The sequence below is a fragment of the Xanthomonas sp. DAR 34887 genome, assembly GCF_041245805.1.
In the GTDB taxonomy this organism is placed as follows: Bacteria; Pseudomonadota; Gammaproteobacteria; order Xanthomonadales; family Xanthomonadaceae; genus Xanthomonas_A; species Xanthomonas_A tesorieronis.
On sequence record NZ_CP162490.1, the window covers coordinates 1,896,906 to 1,912,017 of the forward strand.

Below are 15,112 nucleotides of genomic sequence, written 5' to 3' on the forward strand. Positions count from 1 at the left end.
TGACAGCGCTGTCAAAAATGCCGGGAGAGGGCACGACATGAGGGGCATGCAGGAATCGTTCGTAGGCCGCGCGCGCCGCGGCGCACCGTCGCGGCGGCTGTTGGCCGTGGCCTGTTGCATCGCCGCGTTGCAACAGGCGCATGCGCAAACCGCCAGCGCCGATGCGCCGCCGCCAGCGTCGCAGGACACGGTCGGCACGCTGGATACGGTGCGCGTCACCGGCATTCGCCACGCCATCGAGACCGCGGTGGAGACCAAGAGCGAATCGTCGCTGATCGTGGAGGCGATCTCGGCCGAGGACATCGGCAAGCTGCCCGACGTGAGCATCGCCGACTCGATCTCGCGCTTGCCCGGCGTGGCCACGCAACGCGTGGACGGGCGCTCGCAGGTGATCAACATCCGCGGCATGTCCGAGCAATTCGTCGGTACCACGCTCAACGGCCGCGAGCAGGTCAGCACCGGCGACAGCCGCGGCGTGGAGTTCGACCAGTTCCCGGCCGAGCTGATCAACGCGGTCACCGTCTACAAGACCGCCGACGCGGCGGTGATCGGGCAGGGCCTGTCCGGTACCGTGGATCTGAAGACGATCCGCCCGCTGGACTTGGGCGAGCGGCGCATCGTGGTCAGCGGCAACGGCGAGAAGAATTCCTTCGGCAAGCTCAGCGCCGACGGTCACGACACCGGCTATCGCGCCGCGGCGTCCTACGTCGATCAGTTCGCCGGCGACACCATCGGCGTGGCGCTGGGTGTGGCGCGGCTGAATTCGCCGTTCCAGGAAAAACACTACAAGGCGTGGTGGTGGGGCAACCCGGACAGCTGGGGCGCGACCCAGCCGGGCAAGCCGCCGGGCGCGGTGGCGCTGCAGGGCTCGGAGGCGTGGATCAAGTCGCGCGAACTGACCCGCGACGGCGTGATCGGCACCCTGGAGTACAAGCCAAACGAGCACTTCCACAGCGTGCTCGACGGCTACTGGTCAAAGTTCGACCAGAAGGAAACCACGCATGGCGCGATGTGGTCCAACGCGCCGGACTTCAGCAACGCGCTCGGCCAGCAGGTGAGCTACAGCGACATCGTCACCACCGACCGGCAGGGCGTGCCGATCATCACCCAGGGCACCTTGAGCGGCGTGCAGCCGGTGGTGCGCAACGACCGCAACGACCGCCAGGACAAACTGCTCTCGGTCGGCTGGACCAATACCCTGCACTGGGAGCCGTGGTCGCTGAGCCTGGACCTGAACTACTCGCGCGCCGAGCGCCGGCAATCGCAACTGGAGACCTACGCCGGCCTGGCCGATCCGCAGGACATCGGCTTCGAGCTGCCGCTGAGCAACGATTTCGCGCGCTATTCGCTCGCCAATCTGGCCGATCCCGGCGCGGTGTACCTGTGGGATCCGCAGAAGTGGGGCCACGACGGGCGCCTCGAGAACTCCTGGCAGAAGGACGAGATCAAGGCCGGCCGGCTGGAGTTCAACTACGACCTGGACACCGCGCTGATGCGCAGCATCGACCTGGGCGTGAACGTCAACCGGCGCAGCAAGGACAAGCGCGCCGACGTGTACTTCGCCGACCTGCCGGGGCGCGCGCCGACCCTGGTCGACCCGGCGCTGCTGTATTCGCCGACCTCGCTGGGCTTCGCCGGCATCGGCGACGTGCTCAGCTTCGATCCGCGCGCGCTGCTGTCGCGCTACTACGGCGTGACGCTGTCGGAAAGCAACGACGACCTGCGCAAGGACTACGTGGTCGACGAGCACGTCAACACCTACTACATGCGCGCCAACATCGACATGGACCTGGGCGAGCGTGTGCGCGTGCGCGGCAACGCCGGCCTGCAGTACATCAGCACCGACCAGTCCTCCACCGGCTTCAACGCCAGCGGCGGCGCGGTGGTCGGCGCGCAGACGCTGGGCGCGCGCTACCACGACGCGCTGCCGAGCCTGAACCTGGTGTTCGACTTCGGCGACGGCTGGATGGCGCGGCTGGGCGCGGCCAAGCAGCTGATGCGCCCGCCGATCAACTACCTCAGCGCCGACGCCAGCGCCGCGGTGGACACCACCACCGGGCTGTGGAGCGGCAGCGGCGGCAATCCGACCCTGCAGCCGTATCGCGCCGATGCGCTCGACCTGTCGCTGGAGAAGTACTTCGGCTCGGCCAGCTACGTCAGCCTGGCGCTGTTCTACAAGGACCTGCAGACCTACATCTACCGGCAGAACCTCACCTGGGACTTCACCGGCTACAACCCGGACGGGAAGACCCCGCTGTCCAACATCGGCACCTTCAGCACCTGGGCCAACGGCAGCGGCGGCTACATGCGCGGCATCGAGTTCGCCGCCACCGTCACCGGCGACGTGTTCAGCGAGCGCCTGGACGGGTTCGGCGTGCAGTTCAACGGTTCCTACACCGAATCGTCGATCGATCCCGATCCCAGCGACAACTCGCCCGGCACCGACACCATCCCCGGCCTGTCCAAGATCGTCGCCAACGCCACGCTGTTCTACGAAAAGCACGGCTTCGGCGCGCGCGTCAGCCAGCGCTACCGCGATCCCTACCGCGGCGAATACGGCTCGCTGTTCGGCCAGCGCAGCTACCGCAACACGCTCAGCGAGCGCGTCACCGACCTGCAACTGAGCTACGACTTCCCCGACAGCGGCCGCTTGAAGGGCCTGTCGCTGATGTTCCAGGTCAACAACCTGACCAACGAGGCGTTCCGCACCGAGGTCAGTGCCGCCGGCGTCGCCGCCACCGTGTTCCTGCCCGAGGAATACACCGAGTACGGGCGCCAGTACCTGCTCGGCTTCCGCTACAAGCTCTGATCGCACCGCCTGCCGGAACGGGCGCCACGCCGCAGGTGGCGCCCGCATCGGCCCGATGGAGAAACCCGCATGTCCACACCGCACCCCTGGGCGCGCGCGCTGCTCGCCGCTGCCACGCTCGCCGCCGTCGCTGCCGTCGCGCCGCCGGCGGCACCGGTATCGGCACCGGCGCCGCTGCGCGACTGGCCGTCGCTGCGCAGCGCGGTCGCTCCCGATCCGGCGATCGAGGCCCGCGTCGAGCAAATCCTGAGCGGCATGACCCTGGCGCAGAAGGTCGGGCAGATGACCCAGGCCGAAATCAAGTCGATCACGCCCGAGCAGGTGCGGCAGTACTACATCGGCTCGGTGCTCAACGGCGGCGGCTCGTGGCCGGGCAAGGACAAGCACGCGCGCGCGGCCGATTGGCTGCGCCTGGCCGATGCCTACTACCAGGCCTCGATGCGGACCGATGCGCAGGTGCCGATCCCGATCGTGTGGGGCACCGACGCGGTGCACGGGCACAGCAACGTGTACGGCGCCACGCTGTTCCCGCACAACATCGGCCTGGGCGCGGCGCGCGACCCGGCGCTGGTCGAGCAGGTCGCGCGCGCCACCGCCGAGGCCAGCCGCGCCACCGGCATCGGCTGGGCATTCGCGCCCACGCTGGCGGTGGCGGAGGACCCGCGCTGGGGCCGTACCTACGAGAGCTTCTCGTCCGATCCGGCGCTGGTGCGCAGCTACGCCGGCGCCTACGTGCGCGGCCTGCAGGGCAGGCTCGGCGACGAGGCCAGCGTGCTGGCCACCGCCAAGCACTACCTCGGCGACGGCGCCACCGCGCACGGTCGCGACCAGGGCGTGGCGCAGATCGACCAGGCGCGGATGCTCAACGTGCACGGTCAGGGTTACTACGGCGCGATCGAGGCCGGCGTGCAGACGGTGATGGCCTCCTACAGCAGTTGGAACGACATCGCCGCCGGTGTCGACTACGGCAAGATGCATGGCGCCAAACCGCTCCTCACCGAGGCGCTGAAGCGCAAGATGGGTTTCGACGGCTTCGTGGTCTCCGACTGGAACGGCATCGGCCAGGTGCCGGGTTGCAGCAATGCCAGCTGCGCGCAGGCGATCAACGCCGGCGTGGACATGGTGATGGTGCCCGACGACTGGAAGGCGTTCATCGACAACACCGTGGCCCAGGTGCAGTCCGGGCAGATCCCGCAGGCGCGCATCGACGATGCGGTGCGGCGCATCCTGCGGGTCAAGCTGCGCGCCGGCCTGTTCGCGCACGCGCCCTCCGCCAGCCGCTATGCCGGACGTGAGGACGCGCTGCTGCACCGCGACCTGGCGCGGCGCGCGGTGCGCGAATCGCTGGTGCTACTGAAGAACGAGCGCGGTGCGCTGCCGCTGCGCCGCGGCCAGCGCCTGCTGGTGATCGGCAAGAGCGCCGACAACCTGGCCGACCAGGCCGGCGGCTGGTCGCTGACCTGGCAGGGGACGGATAACCGCAATGCCGATTTCCCCAACGCGCAGAGCATCCTGGCCGGCTTGCGCGAGGTGGGCGGTGCCGACAGCGTGCGCTACGCCGAATCGGTCGCCGCGGCGGCGCCGGGCAGCTACGACGCCATCGTCGCGGTGATCGGCGAAACGCCGTATGCCGAGGGCAGCGGCGACATCGTCGCCTCCAGCACGATGGCACACAGCCAGCGCCATCCCGAGGACCTGAAGACGCTGCAGGATGCCGCGGCCACCGGCAAGCCGGTGATCGCAGTGCTGCTGTCCGGGCGGCCGCTGTACGTCAACGACCTGCTCAACCTCTCGCAGGCCTTCGTCGCCGCCTGGCTGCCGGGCAGCGAGGGCGGTGGTGTGGCCGACGTGCTGTACGGCGGGGCGTACGATTTCCGCGGTCAGCTGGGCTTCCCGTGGCCGGGCCAGGCCTGCCCGCCGCCGGTGGCGCCGGCCGATCCGGCGCGGCCACCGCTGTTCGCGCTCGGCTACGGCTTGCGCTATGCCCGCAGCGGCCATGTCGGGACGCTGCCGGTGCAACTGCCGGCCGGCTGCGGCGCGGCCACCACGCTGCCGGTGTTCAACCTGCGCGACGCCGCGCCGTTCGCGCTGACGCTGGCCGCGCGCGGCCAGCAGCGCGCGCTCGGCGCCGACCTCAACGCGGTGGTGGAATGGCCGCAACCGGATCCGGCGCTGCGCGTGCGCACCGTGCAGATCAATACGCAGCAGGACGCCAAGCAGGTGACCTGGCTGGCGCCGGCGCGCCTGCTGGCCAGCGGCGCCGCCAGCCAGAACCTCACCGCGATGGCGCAGGCCCGCGCCGCGCTGCAGTTCGACGTGCAGGTGCAGCGGGCGCCGAGCGCGCCGGTGACGCTGCGCCTGGGGTGCATGCGCGGCTGTGGCGAGGGAATCGACATCGCCGCGTCGCTGCCCCCCGCGGGATCCGGCAAGCGCACCGTGAGCGTGCCATTGGCCTGCTTCGCCAAGCGCGGCGCCGACCTCGGCGGCATCGACATGCCGTTCGCGATCGATGCCGATGCGCCGTTCGCGGCGGCGTTCACCCGCATCCAGGTCGTGGCCGGCGCGGCGGATGCGCCGGATGCGTTGCGCTGCGATTGAGCCCGAAGCGGGCGCGGGGCGGGCAACGCGACTGCTGCGCCATGCTGCCGTGCGCCGCGCGTTGGCGGCGGTGCCGCCGTCTCCCGCGCGGCGAAGGCTGTCACACGCAGCTGGACCATCGCGCCCGGCGTGGACCGCGGCGGCGCCGGTGACGCGCGAGGGTCGTCGTCGCGCGACCGGCATCGGCGGCGCGTCGCCCAACGCGCCGCTACCGCGGGTCAGGCAAGGTCCGCGCCGGCATCGCCACGCACCAGCGCGAAACCCTCGTCCAGCCAGCCGGTGACGCCGCCGATCATCAGCTTCACCGGGCGTTGCAGCGCCGCCAGACGCAGCGCCGCCTTGTCGGCGCCGTTGCAGTGCGGGCCGGCGCAATACACCACGAACAGGGTGCCGGCGGGGTAGGCGGACAGTTTCCCCTGCACGATCTTGGCGTGGGGCAGGTTGCGCGCGCCCGGCAGGTGGCCCTGTGCGTACAGCGCCGGGGAACGGACGTCGAGCAGGACGAAGCCGGCGTCGGCGCCGGACAACGCGGCATGCACGTCCCAGCAATCGGTCTCCAGAGAGCGCTTGGCGGCGAAATGGCGCAGCGCGTCGGCGCTGGAGGCGGCAGGTGTCTGCAGCACGGGATTGTGCACGGGGATGTCCTTTGGCATGGGAATGGCCAGTGTGCCGCCGATGCCACGGCGGCTACACTGGCAGGATGGACGAACAGCGGTCATTCCCTGCCAAGGCGAACGCGTCGCCGTACGTGGTCGCCTTGGCCTACCCGAACCTGTGCCTGTTCGAGTTCGGCATCGCCGCCGAACTGTTCGGCCTGCAGCGGCCGGAACTGGATCTGCCCTGGTACCGCTTCGGCGTGGCGATGACCGCGCGCAAGGTGCACAGCGGCATCGGCGGGCTGCGGGTCGCCGCCGACGGCGGCCTGGAACTGCTGCGCAAGGCGCATACGATCGTGGTGCCGGGCTGGAGCGGGCCGGCGGTGTCGCCCGGCGCCGCGTTGAAGGCGGCCCTGTGCGCGGCGCATGCCCGCGGCGCGCGGCTGCTGTCGATCTGCTCGGGCGCGTTCCTGCTCGGCCATTGCGGCTTGCTCGACGGGCGCAGGGCGACCACGCATTGGCGCTATGCGCAGCAGTTCCGGGACTGCTTTCCGGCCAGCACCCTGGTCTGCGATGCGCTGTACGTGGAAGACGGCCGCATCGTGACCTCGGCCGGCAGCGCTGCGGGCATCGATGCCGGCCTGCATCTGATCCGCAGCGACTTCGGCACCGCCGTGGCCAACCGCGTGGCGCAGCGCCTGGTGATGCTGCCGCACCGCGAGGGCGGGCAACGCCAGTTCGTCGCCAGCCCGGTCGCTACGCCGCGCAGCCATCCCTTCGGCGGCGTGTTCGACTGGGCGCGGCAGCGGTTGCACACCGGCATCGGCGCCGCCGACCTGGCGCGGGCGGCGGCGATGAGCGAACGCAATTTCTACCGCCGCTTCAAGGCGGCGATCGGCACCACCCCGGCGCATTGGCTGCAGCAGGAGCGGGTGCGCGCGGCGAAAGCCCTGCTCGAGGAGGGGCGGCTGGATCTGGAGCGGGTGGGCGCGGCCTGCGGCTTCGCGACGCTGGAGGCGTTTCGCGCCGCGTTCCGGCGCCATGTGGGCGTGGCGCCATCGGTATACCGCAGCAGCTTCGGCTCGTTCGCCTGAGGCCAGAATGCCTGCGCGCGCCACGCCGCAAGCGCGCACGCACATGGCGAGGACACCGGCATCGGCTACGCTGCGCGTCTTGCAAGAGGATGCTCCGCAATGTTCCGCTGGTTCGAGTCGCTGATTCCCGTGTTTCCCGCCATCGACCCGCGCACGCCGCCGCGCGGGGTGTGGCGCTTCTATGCCTTCTACCTGCGCCCGGTGTGGCCGGTATTCGCCGCCACGCTGGTGGCCGGGCTGCTGCTGGCGCTGGTCGAAGTGGCGATGTTCGATTTCCTGGCACGCATCGTCGACCTGGTCGCCGAGGCGCCGGGGCCGGATTTCTTCGTGCGTCACCGCGACGAATTGCTGTGGATGGCCGCCATCACCCTGATCGCGCGGCCGCTGCTGACCGGGCTGCACAATCTGCTGGTCAACCAGGCGATCATGCCCGGGCTGAGCAACCGCACACGCTGGCTGATGCACAACTACGTGGTGCGGCAGAGCCTGAATTTCTTCCAGAACGATTTCGCCGGACGCATCGCCAACCGGGTCATGCAGACCGGCACCTCGCTGCGCGAATCGGCGGTGCAGATGGTCGATGCGCTGTGGTACATCCTGGTCTACACCGGCACCGCGCTGTACCTGTTCGCGCAGGCCGACGTGCGGCTGATGGCGCCGCTGCTGGTGTGGCTGGTGGCCTACACGGCGCTGATGGCGTACTTCGTGCCGCGCATGCAACGGCGCGCGTGGATCGCCTCGGAGGCGCGCTCCAAGGCGATGGGCCGCATCGTCGACGGCTACACCAATATCGCCACGCTGAAGCTGTTCGCGCATGCCCAGCGCGAGGAGGCCTATGTGCGCGAGTCGATCCAGGAGCTGGCGGTCAAGCACCGTGGGCAGACCCGGATGACCACCGCCATGGATTTCTCGATCGCGGCGTTGAACGGTTTCCTGATCGTCGGCACCTGCGCGCTGGCGCTGTGGCTGTGGAGCCAGGGGCGGATCAGCGTCGGCGCGATCACCCTGGCCACCGGGCTGGTGATCCGCATCCACAACATGTCCGGCTGGATCATGTGGGTGGTCAACGGCATCTTCGAGGACATCGGCACGGTGCAGGACGGCATGGAGAGCGTGGCCCAGCCGATCCAGGTGCAGGACCGCGCCGATGCGCAGGCGTTGCAGGTCAGCCGCGGCGAGGTGCGTTTCGAGCACATCCATTTCCACTACGGCAAGCGTGGCGGGGTGATCGCCGGGCTCGACCTGCAGGTGCGGCCGGGCGAGAAGATCGGCCTGGTGGGGCCGTCGGGCGCCGGCAAATCGACCCTGGTCAATGTGTTGCTGCGGCTGTACGACCTGGAGAGCGGGCGCATCCTGATCGACGGCCAGGACATTGCCGCGGTGACCCAGGAAAGCTTGCGCGGGCAGATCGGCCTGGTCACCCAGGACACCTCGCTGCTGCACCGCTCGATCCGCGACAACCTGTTGTACGGCCGCCCCGACGCCAGCGAGGCGCAACTGCTGGCGGCGGTGCGCAAGGCGCGCGCCGATGGTTTCATCGACACGCTGCGCGACGGCGAAGGCCGCAGCGGTTATGAGGCGCATGTCGGCGAACGCGGGGTCAAGCTGTCCGGCGGCCAGCGTCAGCGCATCGCCATCGCCCGCGTGCTGTTGAAGGACGCGCCGATCCTGGTGCTGGACGAAGCCACCTCGGCGCTGGATTCGGAAGTGGAGGCGGCGATCCAGGACAGCCTGGACGAACTGATGGCGGGCAAGACGGTGATCGCGATCGCGCACCGGCTCTCGACCATCGCGCGCATGGATCGCCTGGTGGTCATGGACCAGGGCGCGATCGTCGAAACCGGCACCCATGCCGAACTGGTCGCGCGCGGCGGCCTGTACGCACGGCTGTGGGCGCGGCAGACCGGCGGTTTTGTCGCGGGGTAGGGTATCGGCGAACGCAAGTTGTGGGGGCGACTTCAGTCGCGACGGGCGTTATCGGTACAGCCCGCCGCGAGTGAAGGGCACGGCATAACCCCAAAAAGCACGTCGATGCACTTGCGAGACGCCGATACGCCCAGCCTGCAGGTCCGGCACCGATAACGTTCGAGATGTCATGGAGTGGCAAAGGCGCATTGGCGGTAGACGGTGCCGTTGCGGGCGCGTTTTTCATGGCGCCTTGGCATCACGGCTACTTCGTCCTCCTGTCGCGGCTGAAGCCGCTCCTACAAGAGCACGGCGCGCATGTGTAGGAGTGGCTTCAGCCGCGACAGGAAAAAGGAACACGCCATAGCCCACGCGCAGCGTGCCGTGCATCTTCCGGAATGGAGCTATTAGAGGTGTCCTGAAGTCGCTCCCACAACACTTTGAGCGGCGTTATCGCAATCGTGCTAACGCCCCCACAGTTTGCTGCGCAAACAGTGGGCCCCAGCTCATCGCCTTCCAGATCCCCCGCGCCTGTCGGCGCGCCCCCTTGACTCAAGGGGGGCTTTTTCTCCAGATGGATCGTGCGGTCTTCAGGTGCGAGGAACCGCTTTTACGAATCCCCACTCCCGAATCCCCACTCCCGGCCCGTCACTGGATCGGCTCGTCCAGCATCAGCTCGCGCACGAAACGCACCGGCGGCGCGCCGTAGGACAGCACCTGGTCGTGGTAGGCCTTCAGGTCGAACTTGTCGCCGAGCTTGGCCTGCATCGCCTTGCGCAGGTCCAGGTGCTCCTGCACGCCGACGAAGTAGGTCGGCAGCTGCGCCGAGGTCAGCTGCGCGCGTACCCACTTGCCTTCGGCTTCGCTCTGCTGCTGGAAGGTGTCGTGCACCATCAGCTGCATCGCCTGTTCCTTGCTCCAGTTGTCCACGTGCACGCCCTGGTCCAGCAGCGCGTTGGCGAGGGTGCGCAGGTAGAACTTCAGCTGCACCAGATGGAACAGCGGATCGTTGTCCAGGTAGCCCTGCTCCTGCATCATCCGCTCGGTGTACACCGCCCAGCCTTCGGCGAAGGTGCCCGAGCGCAGCACGCCGCGCAGGGTCGAGGGGAACTTGGCCGAGTGCCAGCCTTCCACGTAGTGGCCGGGCACGCCTTCATGGATGCTCAGCAGGTGGATCATGCGGCCGTTGTATTCGCGCAGGAACGACTCGGCCTGCTGCGCGTTCCAGTCGTCGGGAATCGGCGACACCGCGTAGAAGGTCTTCAGGTTCTTGTCCAGCGGGCCGGGCGAGTCGCAGTACGCCACCGCCACGCCGCGCTGGAATTCGGGCATCAGGATGATGTCCACCGGCGCATCGGGCAGGGTCAGCAGGTTCTTGGCGCGGACGAAGTCGGTGGAGGAGGCCAGCGAGGCCTTGGCCTCCTCGACCACCTTGTCGCGCGCCGGATGCTGCGCGTAGGCCAGTTCCAGCGCAGCCTCGATCGCGGCCTGCTGCTGCGCGTCGTTCGGCGCATCGACCAGCGCCGGCGCGTTCGGGCGGTCCTTGAGCACGGTGCGGGCGATGCCGTACATCTCCTCGCGCACGCGCTTGAGCTCGGCCTCGGCGCGCTGCTTGATCTCGGCACGCGACAGCGAGGAGTTGAGCGCGAATTTCAGCTTCTGGTCGTAGTTCTCCGCGCCGATGCGGAAATCGCCCTTGGCGTTGGGCACCAGGGTCTTGTCCAGCCAGGTCTGCTGTTCGGCCACCGCCTTCTTCAGCCCGTCGATCGCCGCCTGCAGGCGCTGCGCGTCGGCCTCCGGCAGTTCCTTGACGTGCGGAGCGATGAAGGTATCGACGATGCTGAGGATGCCCTGGTTCTGCTTGGCCACGGTCTGCGCGTTGATCAGCGGCACCCGCGCCGGGTCCAGGTTCGCGCGCGCCTGCGCGAACAGCGCCGGGATCTTTTCCATGCGCGCGGTGGCGGATTTCAGCCGCTCCGGCAGCGGCGCGAATTCGCGCGCCATCAGCCCGTAGATCGCGCCGCCGGCCAGGCCGTTGTAGACCTGCGGATCCCACGCCCAGCTCTGCGACACTTCGCTGCCCCAGATGTCCGACTGCAACTGGTTGCGCAGGATCGCCGCATCCACCTGGTTCTCGCGCGAGAGCTTGCCCACCTGCAGTTTGTCCAGCTCGGCCAGCAGTTGCTTGCTCGCCTCCAGGCTCTTCTGCCGGCCAGCGGCGCTGAGATCGTCCAGTTCGCTGTCGTAGCGGTGATCGCCGGTCTGGGTGGCGCCGACCGGAGACAGCTGCATCCAGGTGTCCACGGCACGCTTGGACAGCGCGGCGAAGGCCGCGTCGGCGGCCGGATCGGCGGCATTGGCGGCCGCGCCGGGCGTGGCGGCGGATGCCGCGGTCGGCGCGTCGGCGGGTTTCTGGCAGCCGGCGAGGGCGGCGAGCAGGGCGGCAGCGAGCAGGTGCTTGCGCATCGGGTTTCCTGTGATGGGTCGATTCCCAAGCATAGGCGGCCGCGGCGGCGCGCGCACCTGCCGTTGGATTATTCTGGTGCCTGTTCTTGGACGGGAGCGCAGGGATGAACTACACCGGCAGTTGCCATTGCGGGCGCATCGCATTCGAACTGGAAACCGAGGCGCCGATCGCCGAGGTCTACGACTGCAACTGTTCCATGTGCCGCCGCCGCGGCGGGCTGCTGTGGTTCGGCGCGCGCGCGGCGCTGTCGTTGCGCAGCGCGCCGCAGGCCCTGGGCACGTATCGGTTCAATCGCCAGCACATCGACCATCACCATTGCCCGGACTGCGGCATCGCCCCGTTCAGCGAGGGGACCCATCCCAAGACCGGCGAGGCGACGGTGGCGGTCAACGTGCGCTGCCTGCCCGAGCTGGACCTGCGCGCGTTGCAGGTGCACACCGTGGATGGAGCGAGCCTGTGACCGCACGCGCGTTGCGCCGCTGCGCGCCGCTGCTGCTCGCGCTGGCGCTCGCCGCCTGCTCCAAGCACAGCGCCGAAAGCGCCGCCGAGGCGCCCGCCGCCGGGCCGGCCGCGGCCCCGACCGCGGACGGGCGCGCGGCGATGCTGGCCTACGAGCACGAGGTGGAGGTGCAACTGCCGGCCACGCAGATCGACGCGCGGCTCAAGCAGGTGCAGGACAGCTGCCTGAGCGGCCGCTTCGGCGCCTGCAACGTGCTGTCGATGCAACAGCGCGGCGGCGAGCATCCGCAGGCCACGCTGAGCGTGCGCATCGTGCCGGCCGGAGTGGAGCCGCTGATCGCGCAGGCCGGCAACGGCGGCGAGATCGGCAGCCGCAGCACGCATGCCGAGGACCTGGCGCAGGCGGTGCAGGACAACGCCGCGCTGCAGCAGCGGCTGCAGGCCGAGCAGCGCCGCCTGCAGGAATTCCAGCAGCGCCGCGACCTCAGCGTCGCCGACATGATCAGTCTGTCGGCGAAGCAGGCCGAGCTCGAAACGCAATTGCTGGCCGCCAGCCAGGACGCGGCGCAGCAGCGCCGGCGCATCGAGACGCAGCGCTTGACCCTGCAGTTCGCCGCGCTCGACGGCGAGCGCAGCCGCAGCGAGATCGGCGAAGCCTTCGCCGACATGGGCTCGATCTTCGCCTCGGCCACCGCCTGGGCGATCCGCACGATCGCGGCGCTGACCCCGTTCGCGCTGCTCGGCGCGGTGCTGTTGTGGGTGGTCGCCTGGCTGCGTCGGCGGCGCAGGCGCAGCTAGGACGCTGCTGCTCTCCAGCGTGTCGCTTGTGTAGGAGCGGCTTCAGCCGCGACATTCACCTTCCGGAGAGGATCTGTCGCGGCTGAAGCCGCTCCTACAGTGCTCGGCAGCCTCGGCGAGAAGGCGCTAGCCCTCGTCCTGCTCGAACTCCACGATCACTTCCAGGTCGAAGGCCAGCGCCTCCACCGCTTCGCGTACCTTCTGCGCGGTGGCGAGGTTGCCGGCCTCGATCTCGACCTCGTGGGTGCCCGGACCCTGGTCGTCGGGCAGGCCGGCCGAACTGGAATCGTCGTCGTCCATATGGCTCATCAGATCGTCGATTTCCTCGACGTGCTCGATGCCTTCCAGGCTGCCGAGCAGGTTGATGATGGCGCGGGCGTCGTCTTCGCTGCCGGTGATGCGGATACGGAGCAAGGGCATGCGTGTTCCTCTGTGTAGGGGAAAGCCAGGCTAGGCAGGCGCCGGCTAAGACGAAGTGATGACGGCTCAGCGCGGCTGCGGCGCGGCGCTGCCGAACGCGGCCTGGTCCACCGTGGTCTCGTCGAACACCGGGGCCAGCAACGCCTCGGCCGCGGCGCGCAGCATCGCCGGGGCGATGTAGTGGCGATGGCCGCGCGCGATCAGCGCCATGTACAGGCGGCCGAACCAGTTGCGGCAGGCCACCCGCGTGTCCAGGCTCAGTTCCACGCTGCCGTCCTCGGCGATGTCCAAGCCCACGCAGCTGCGGAACACCAGGTGCCGGTCGTCGGCGCCGAGCAGCACCTGCGCGCGCCGGTCGTGCGCGGCGTGCGCCTGGCCCAGCACCGGGAAGCGGCCGGCGAACAGGCGCTCGCGCTGTGGCGACAACAGCGAAGACACCGGGCAGCCCAGCGGCGAGGTGCGCAGCCGCAGCGGCGCGACCAGCGCGTTGCGGATCCGCATCAGCCAGGTCACGCCGAGCGGACGGCGCTGCATGAAACCTTCCAGCAGCGCCACCATCAGCGCATGCGCGCCGCCCTGGCGCAGCTGATGCGGCTGCAGGCGCAGGCGCACGCTGTCCTGGTGGTCGTGCACCTGCAGGTGGTCCCACAGCAGCGAGCCGGGCACCGGCTGCGGCAGCGAGCGCACGGCCGCCAGGCGCGGCGCCAGCGCGGCGAAGCCGGGCGGATGCCGCCATGCGCTCAGCGCCTGCCGCAGGCGCCCGCTGCGCGCGCGCAGGTCCGCGCACCAGGCCAGCCGCCGGCTGCCGGGCGATGCGGACAGCGACAGGCGCACGGTCGGCACCTGCAGCGCCTGCGCCTGCGGCGACGCCAGCAGGTCGCTCACCGCATGCGGCAGCAATTCGGTCAACGTGGCGATGTCGGCGCTGCCGGCCATGACCCGTTCGCGTACCTCCGGGCGCAGATCGCCGCCGGCCTCGTCGCTGTGGCAGGACAGGGCGAAGAACGCCGGATGCGCCGCATTCGCGCGCAGCGGCGCGAACTGGTGCCAGGTGCCGCCGCCGAAGCGCACGGTGAACAGGCAGTCGGCGGGCAGGTCGACATGGCGCAACGCGGCCAGGAAATGCTGCGGGTCCTGTTCGAGCTGCGCCATCGAGGCGGTGCTGAAGCGCAGCTGCGCGCCGCCGCTGCCGGTGATCGCGGTGAACATGCGGTGCCCGGCGTGGCGATGGAAGGGATGCCCGTTCGCGCCGACCGCGAAGGAGAACAGCGCCGTCGATTCGCCATTGGCGAAATCGGTGTCGGCCAGCCGCGCCGACGGTTCGTCCAGCGCATCGTGGAAGTTCGGGTGCGCGCGCTGGCGCACGCAGGCCTGCGCGATCAGCGGATCGCCGGCGCCGGCGCCGAGCTGTGCGATCAGGGTCACTTCCACCGGCAGCCCGCCGCTGTACGAGGCCAGGCGTACGGAGGGAAAACCTGCCTGTGCGGCAGCGGTTTCGCGGAGCGGGGCGGTGGACATCGGCGGATTCCTTGTGGCCGGGTGGGGATCAGGCGTTCTTTTTCGCCAGCTTGCGCGCTTCGCGCTTGAGCGGGCCGGCGCTGGGGCAGACCTCGAAGGCGAAGCCGCTGAGCGTGTTGACCAGGTTGTCGGGGGTCAGCCGGTACACCACGAACTGGCCGCGGCGCTCGCTCGACACCAGTCCGGCCGCTTCCAGCACCGACAGGTGCCGCGAGATCGCCGGCGCGCTCATCGCGAAGCGCTGCCCGATCTGCCCGGCAGTGAGCTCCTGCGCCGACAGGTAGGCCAGGATCTCGCGGCGCGGGCGGGAGGCGAGGGCTTCGAAGACGCGATCGATGGACATTGGCTTAGCTAATTAACGAATTAGTTAATTAATGACGTGTTGCCGGGCGCATGTCAAGTGCCGGGGCGACCATGCGATCCGGCGTTGGCATTGAGGAGACCACCC

General features: G+C 69.5%; 11 protein-coding genes. 6 read left to right on the top strand and 5 right to left on the bottom strand.

Annotated elements, in window-relative coordinates:
- Positions 1–46 precede the first annotated feature (46 nt).
- Both AB3X08_RS08015 and AB3X08_RS08020 read left to right on the top strand, forming a co-directional pair.
- A complete protein-coding gene (locus AB3X08_RS08015; RefSeq protein ID WP_369937470.1) occupies positions 47–2,809 on the top strand; it encodes a TonB-dependent receptor in 2,763 nt (920 codons plus the stop codon).
- Between the two features lie 69 nt (positions 2,810–2,878).
- Complete coding sequence (locus AB3X08_RS08020) at positions 2,879–5,407, top strand: glycoside hydrolase family 3 protein (protein WP_369937472.1); 2,529 nt, start codon at positions 2,879–2,881, stop codon at positions 5,405–5,407.
- Between the two features lie 218 nt (positions 5,408–5,625).
- Here the strand turns inward: AB3X08_RS08020 and AB3X08_RS08025 are convergent, their stop codons facing one another.
- Positions 5,626–6,042 (bottom strand): rhodanese-like domain-containing protein, encoded by a 417-nt coding sequence (locus tag AB3X08_RS08025; RefSeq protein WP_369937473.1) that lies wholly within the window; start codon positions 6,040–6,042, stop codon positions 5,626–5,628.
- Positions 6,043–6,155: 113 nt separating this feature from the next.
- Between AB3X08_RS08025 and AB3X08_RS08030 the strand changes: the two genes are divergently transcribed.
- Together AB3X08_RS08030 and AB3X08_RS08035 are read left to right on the top strand one after the other, a co-directional pair.
- Positions 6,156–7,097: a helix-turn-helix domain-containing protein gene (locus AB3X08_RS08030; protein WP_369937475.1), complete on the top strand. Its 942-nt coding sequence runs from the start codon at positions 6,156–6,158 to the stop codon at positions 7,095–7,097.
- A gap of 99 nt (positions 7,098–7,196) precedes the next feature.
- A complete protein-coding gene (locus tag AB3X08_RS08035) occupies positions 7,197–9,023 on the top strand; it encodes an ABC transporter ATP-binding protein (protein WP_369937477.1) in 1,827 nt (608 codons plus the stop codon).
- 627 nt (positions 9,024–9,650) lie between these two features.
- Here the strand turns inward: AB3X08_RS08035 and AB3X08_RS08040 are convergent.
- Positions 9,651–11,468: a DUF885 domain-containing protein gene (locus AB3X08_RS08040; RefSeq protein ID WP_369937478.1), complete on the bottom strand. Its 1,818-nt coding sequence runs from the start codon at positions 11,466–11,468 to the stop codon at positions 9,651–9,653.
- Positions 11,469–11,572: 104 nt separating this feature from the next.
- Here AB3X08_RS08040 and AB3X08_RS08045 point away from each other — a divergent pair, with 104 nt between their 5' ends.
- Together AB3X08_RS08045 and AB3X08_RS08050 are read left to right on the top strand one after the other, a co-directional pair.
- Complete coding sequence (locus tag AB3X08_RS08045; RefSeq protein ID WP_206259555.1) at positions 11,573–11,929, top strand: GFA family protein; 357 nt, start codon at positions 11,573–11,575, stop codon at positions 11,927–11,929.
- Positions 11,926–12,726 carry a DUF4349 domain-containing protein gene (locus AB3X08_RS08050; protein WP_369937480.1) on the top strand — a complete coding sequence of 267 codons (801 nt, stop codon included), beginning with the start codon at positions 11,926–11,928 and terminating at the stop codon, positions 12,724–12,726. Before AB3X08_RS08045 ends, AB3X08_RS08050 begins: the two co-directional genes overlap by 4 nt.
- 126 nt (positions 12,727–12,852) lie before the next feature.
- On the opposite strand, the gene AB3X08_RS08055 is transcribed toward AB3X08_RS08050, so the two are convergent.
- The 3 genes from AB3X08_RS08055 to AB3X08_RS08065 form a co-directional block, all read right to left on the bottom strand.
- Positions 12,853–13,146 carry a hypothetical protein gene (locus AB3X08_RS08055; protein WP_179565921.1) on the bottom strand — a complete coding sequence of 98 codons (294 nt, stop codon included), beginning with the start codon at positions 13,144–13,146 and terminating at the stop codon, positions 12,853–12,855.
- A gap of 66 nt (positions 13,147–13,212) precedes the next feature.
- Positions 13,213–14,664 carry a DUF2867 domain-containing protein gene (locus AB3X08_RS08060; RefSeq protein WP_369937481.1) on the bottom strand — a complete coding sequence of 484 codons (1,452 nt, stop codon included), beginning with the start codon at positions 14,662–14,664 and terminating at the stop codon, positions 13,213–13,215.
- Positions 14,665–14,692: 28 nt separating this feature from the next.
- Positions 14,693–15,007: a metalloregulator ArsR/SmtB family transcription factor gene (locus AB3X08_RS08065; RefSeq protein ID WP_179565917.1), complete on the bottom strand. Its 315-nt coding sequence runs from the start codon at positions 15,005–15,007 to the stop codon at positions 14,693–14,695.
- Positions 15,008–15,112: the final 105 nt, after the last annotated feature.

Bases quoted from the DNA above. Each gene is read 5' to 3' on its own strand.
- AB3X08_RS08015 (WP_369937470.1), top strand. From the start codon at position 47: ATGCAGGAATCGTTCGTAGGCCGCGCGCGCCGCGGCGCACCGTCGCGG.
- AB3X08_RS08055 (WP_179565921.1), bottom strand. From the start codon at position 13,146: ATGCCCTTGCTCCGTATCCGCATCACCGGCAGCGAAGACGACGCCCGC.
- AB3X08_RS08040 (WP_369937478.1), bottom strand. From the start codon at position 11,468: ATGCGCAAGCACCTGCTCGCTGCCGCCCTGCTCGCCGCCCTCGCCGGC.
- AB3X08_RS08060 (WP_369937481.1), bottom strand. From the start codon at position 14,664: ATGTCCACCGCCCCGCTCCGCGAAACCGCTGCCGCACAGGCAGGTTTT.
- AB3X08_RS08020 (WP_369937472.1), top strand. From the start codon at position 2,879: ATGTCCACACCGCACCCCTGGGCGCGCGCGCTGCTCGCCGCTGCCACG.
- AB3X08_RS08035 (WP_369937477.1), top strand. From the start codon at position 7,197: ATGTTCCGCTGGTTCGAGTCGCTGATTCCCGTGTTTCCCGCCATCGAC.
- AB3X08_RS08065 (WP_179565917.1), bottom strand. From the start codon at position 15,007: ATGTCCATCGATCGCGTCTTCGAAGCCCTCGCCTCCCGCCCGCGCCGC.
- AB3X08_RS08045 (WP_206259555.1), top strand. From the start codon at position 11,573: ATGAACTACACCGGCAGTTGCCATTGCGGGCGCATCGCATTCGAACTG.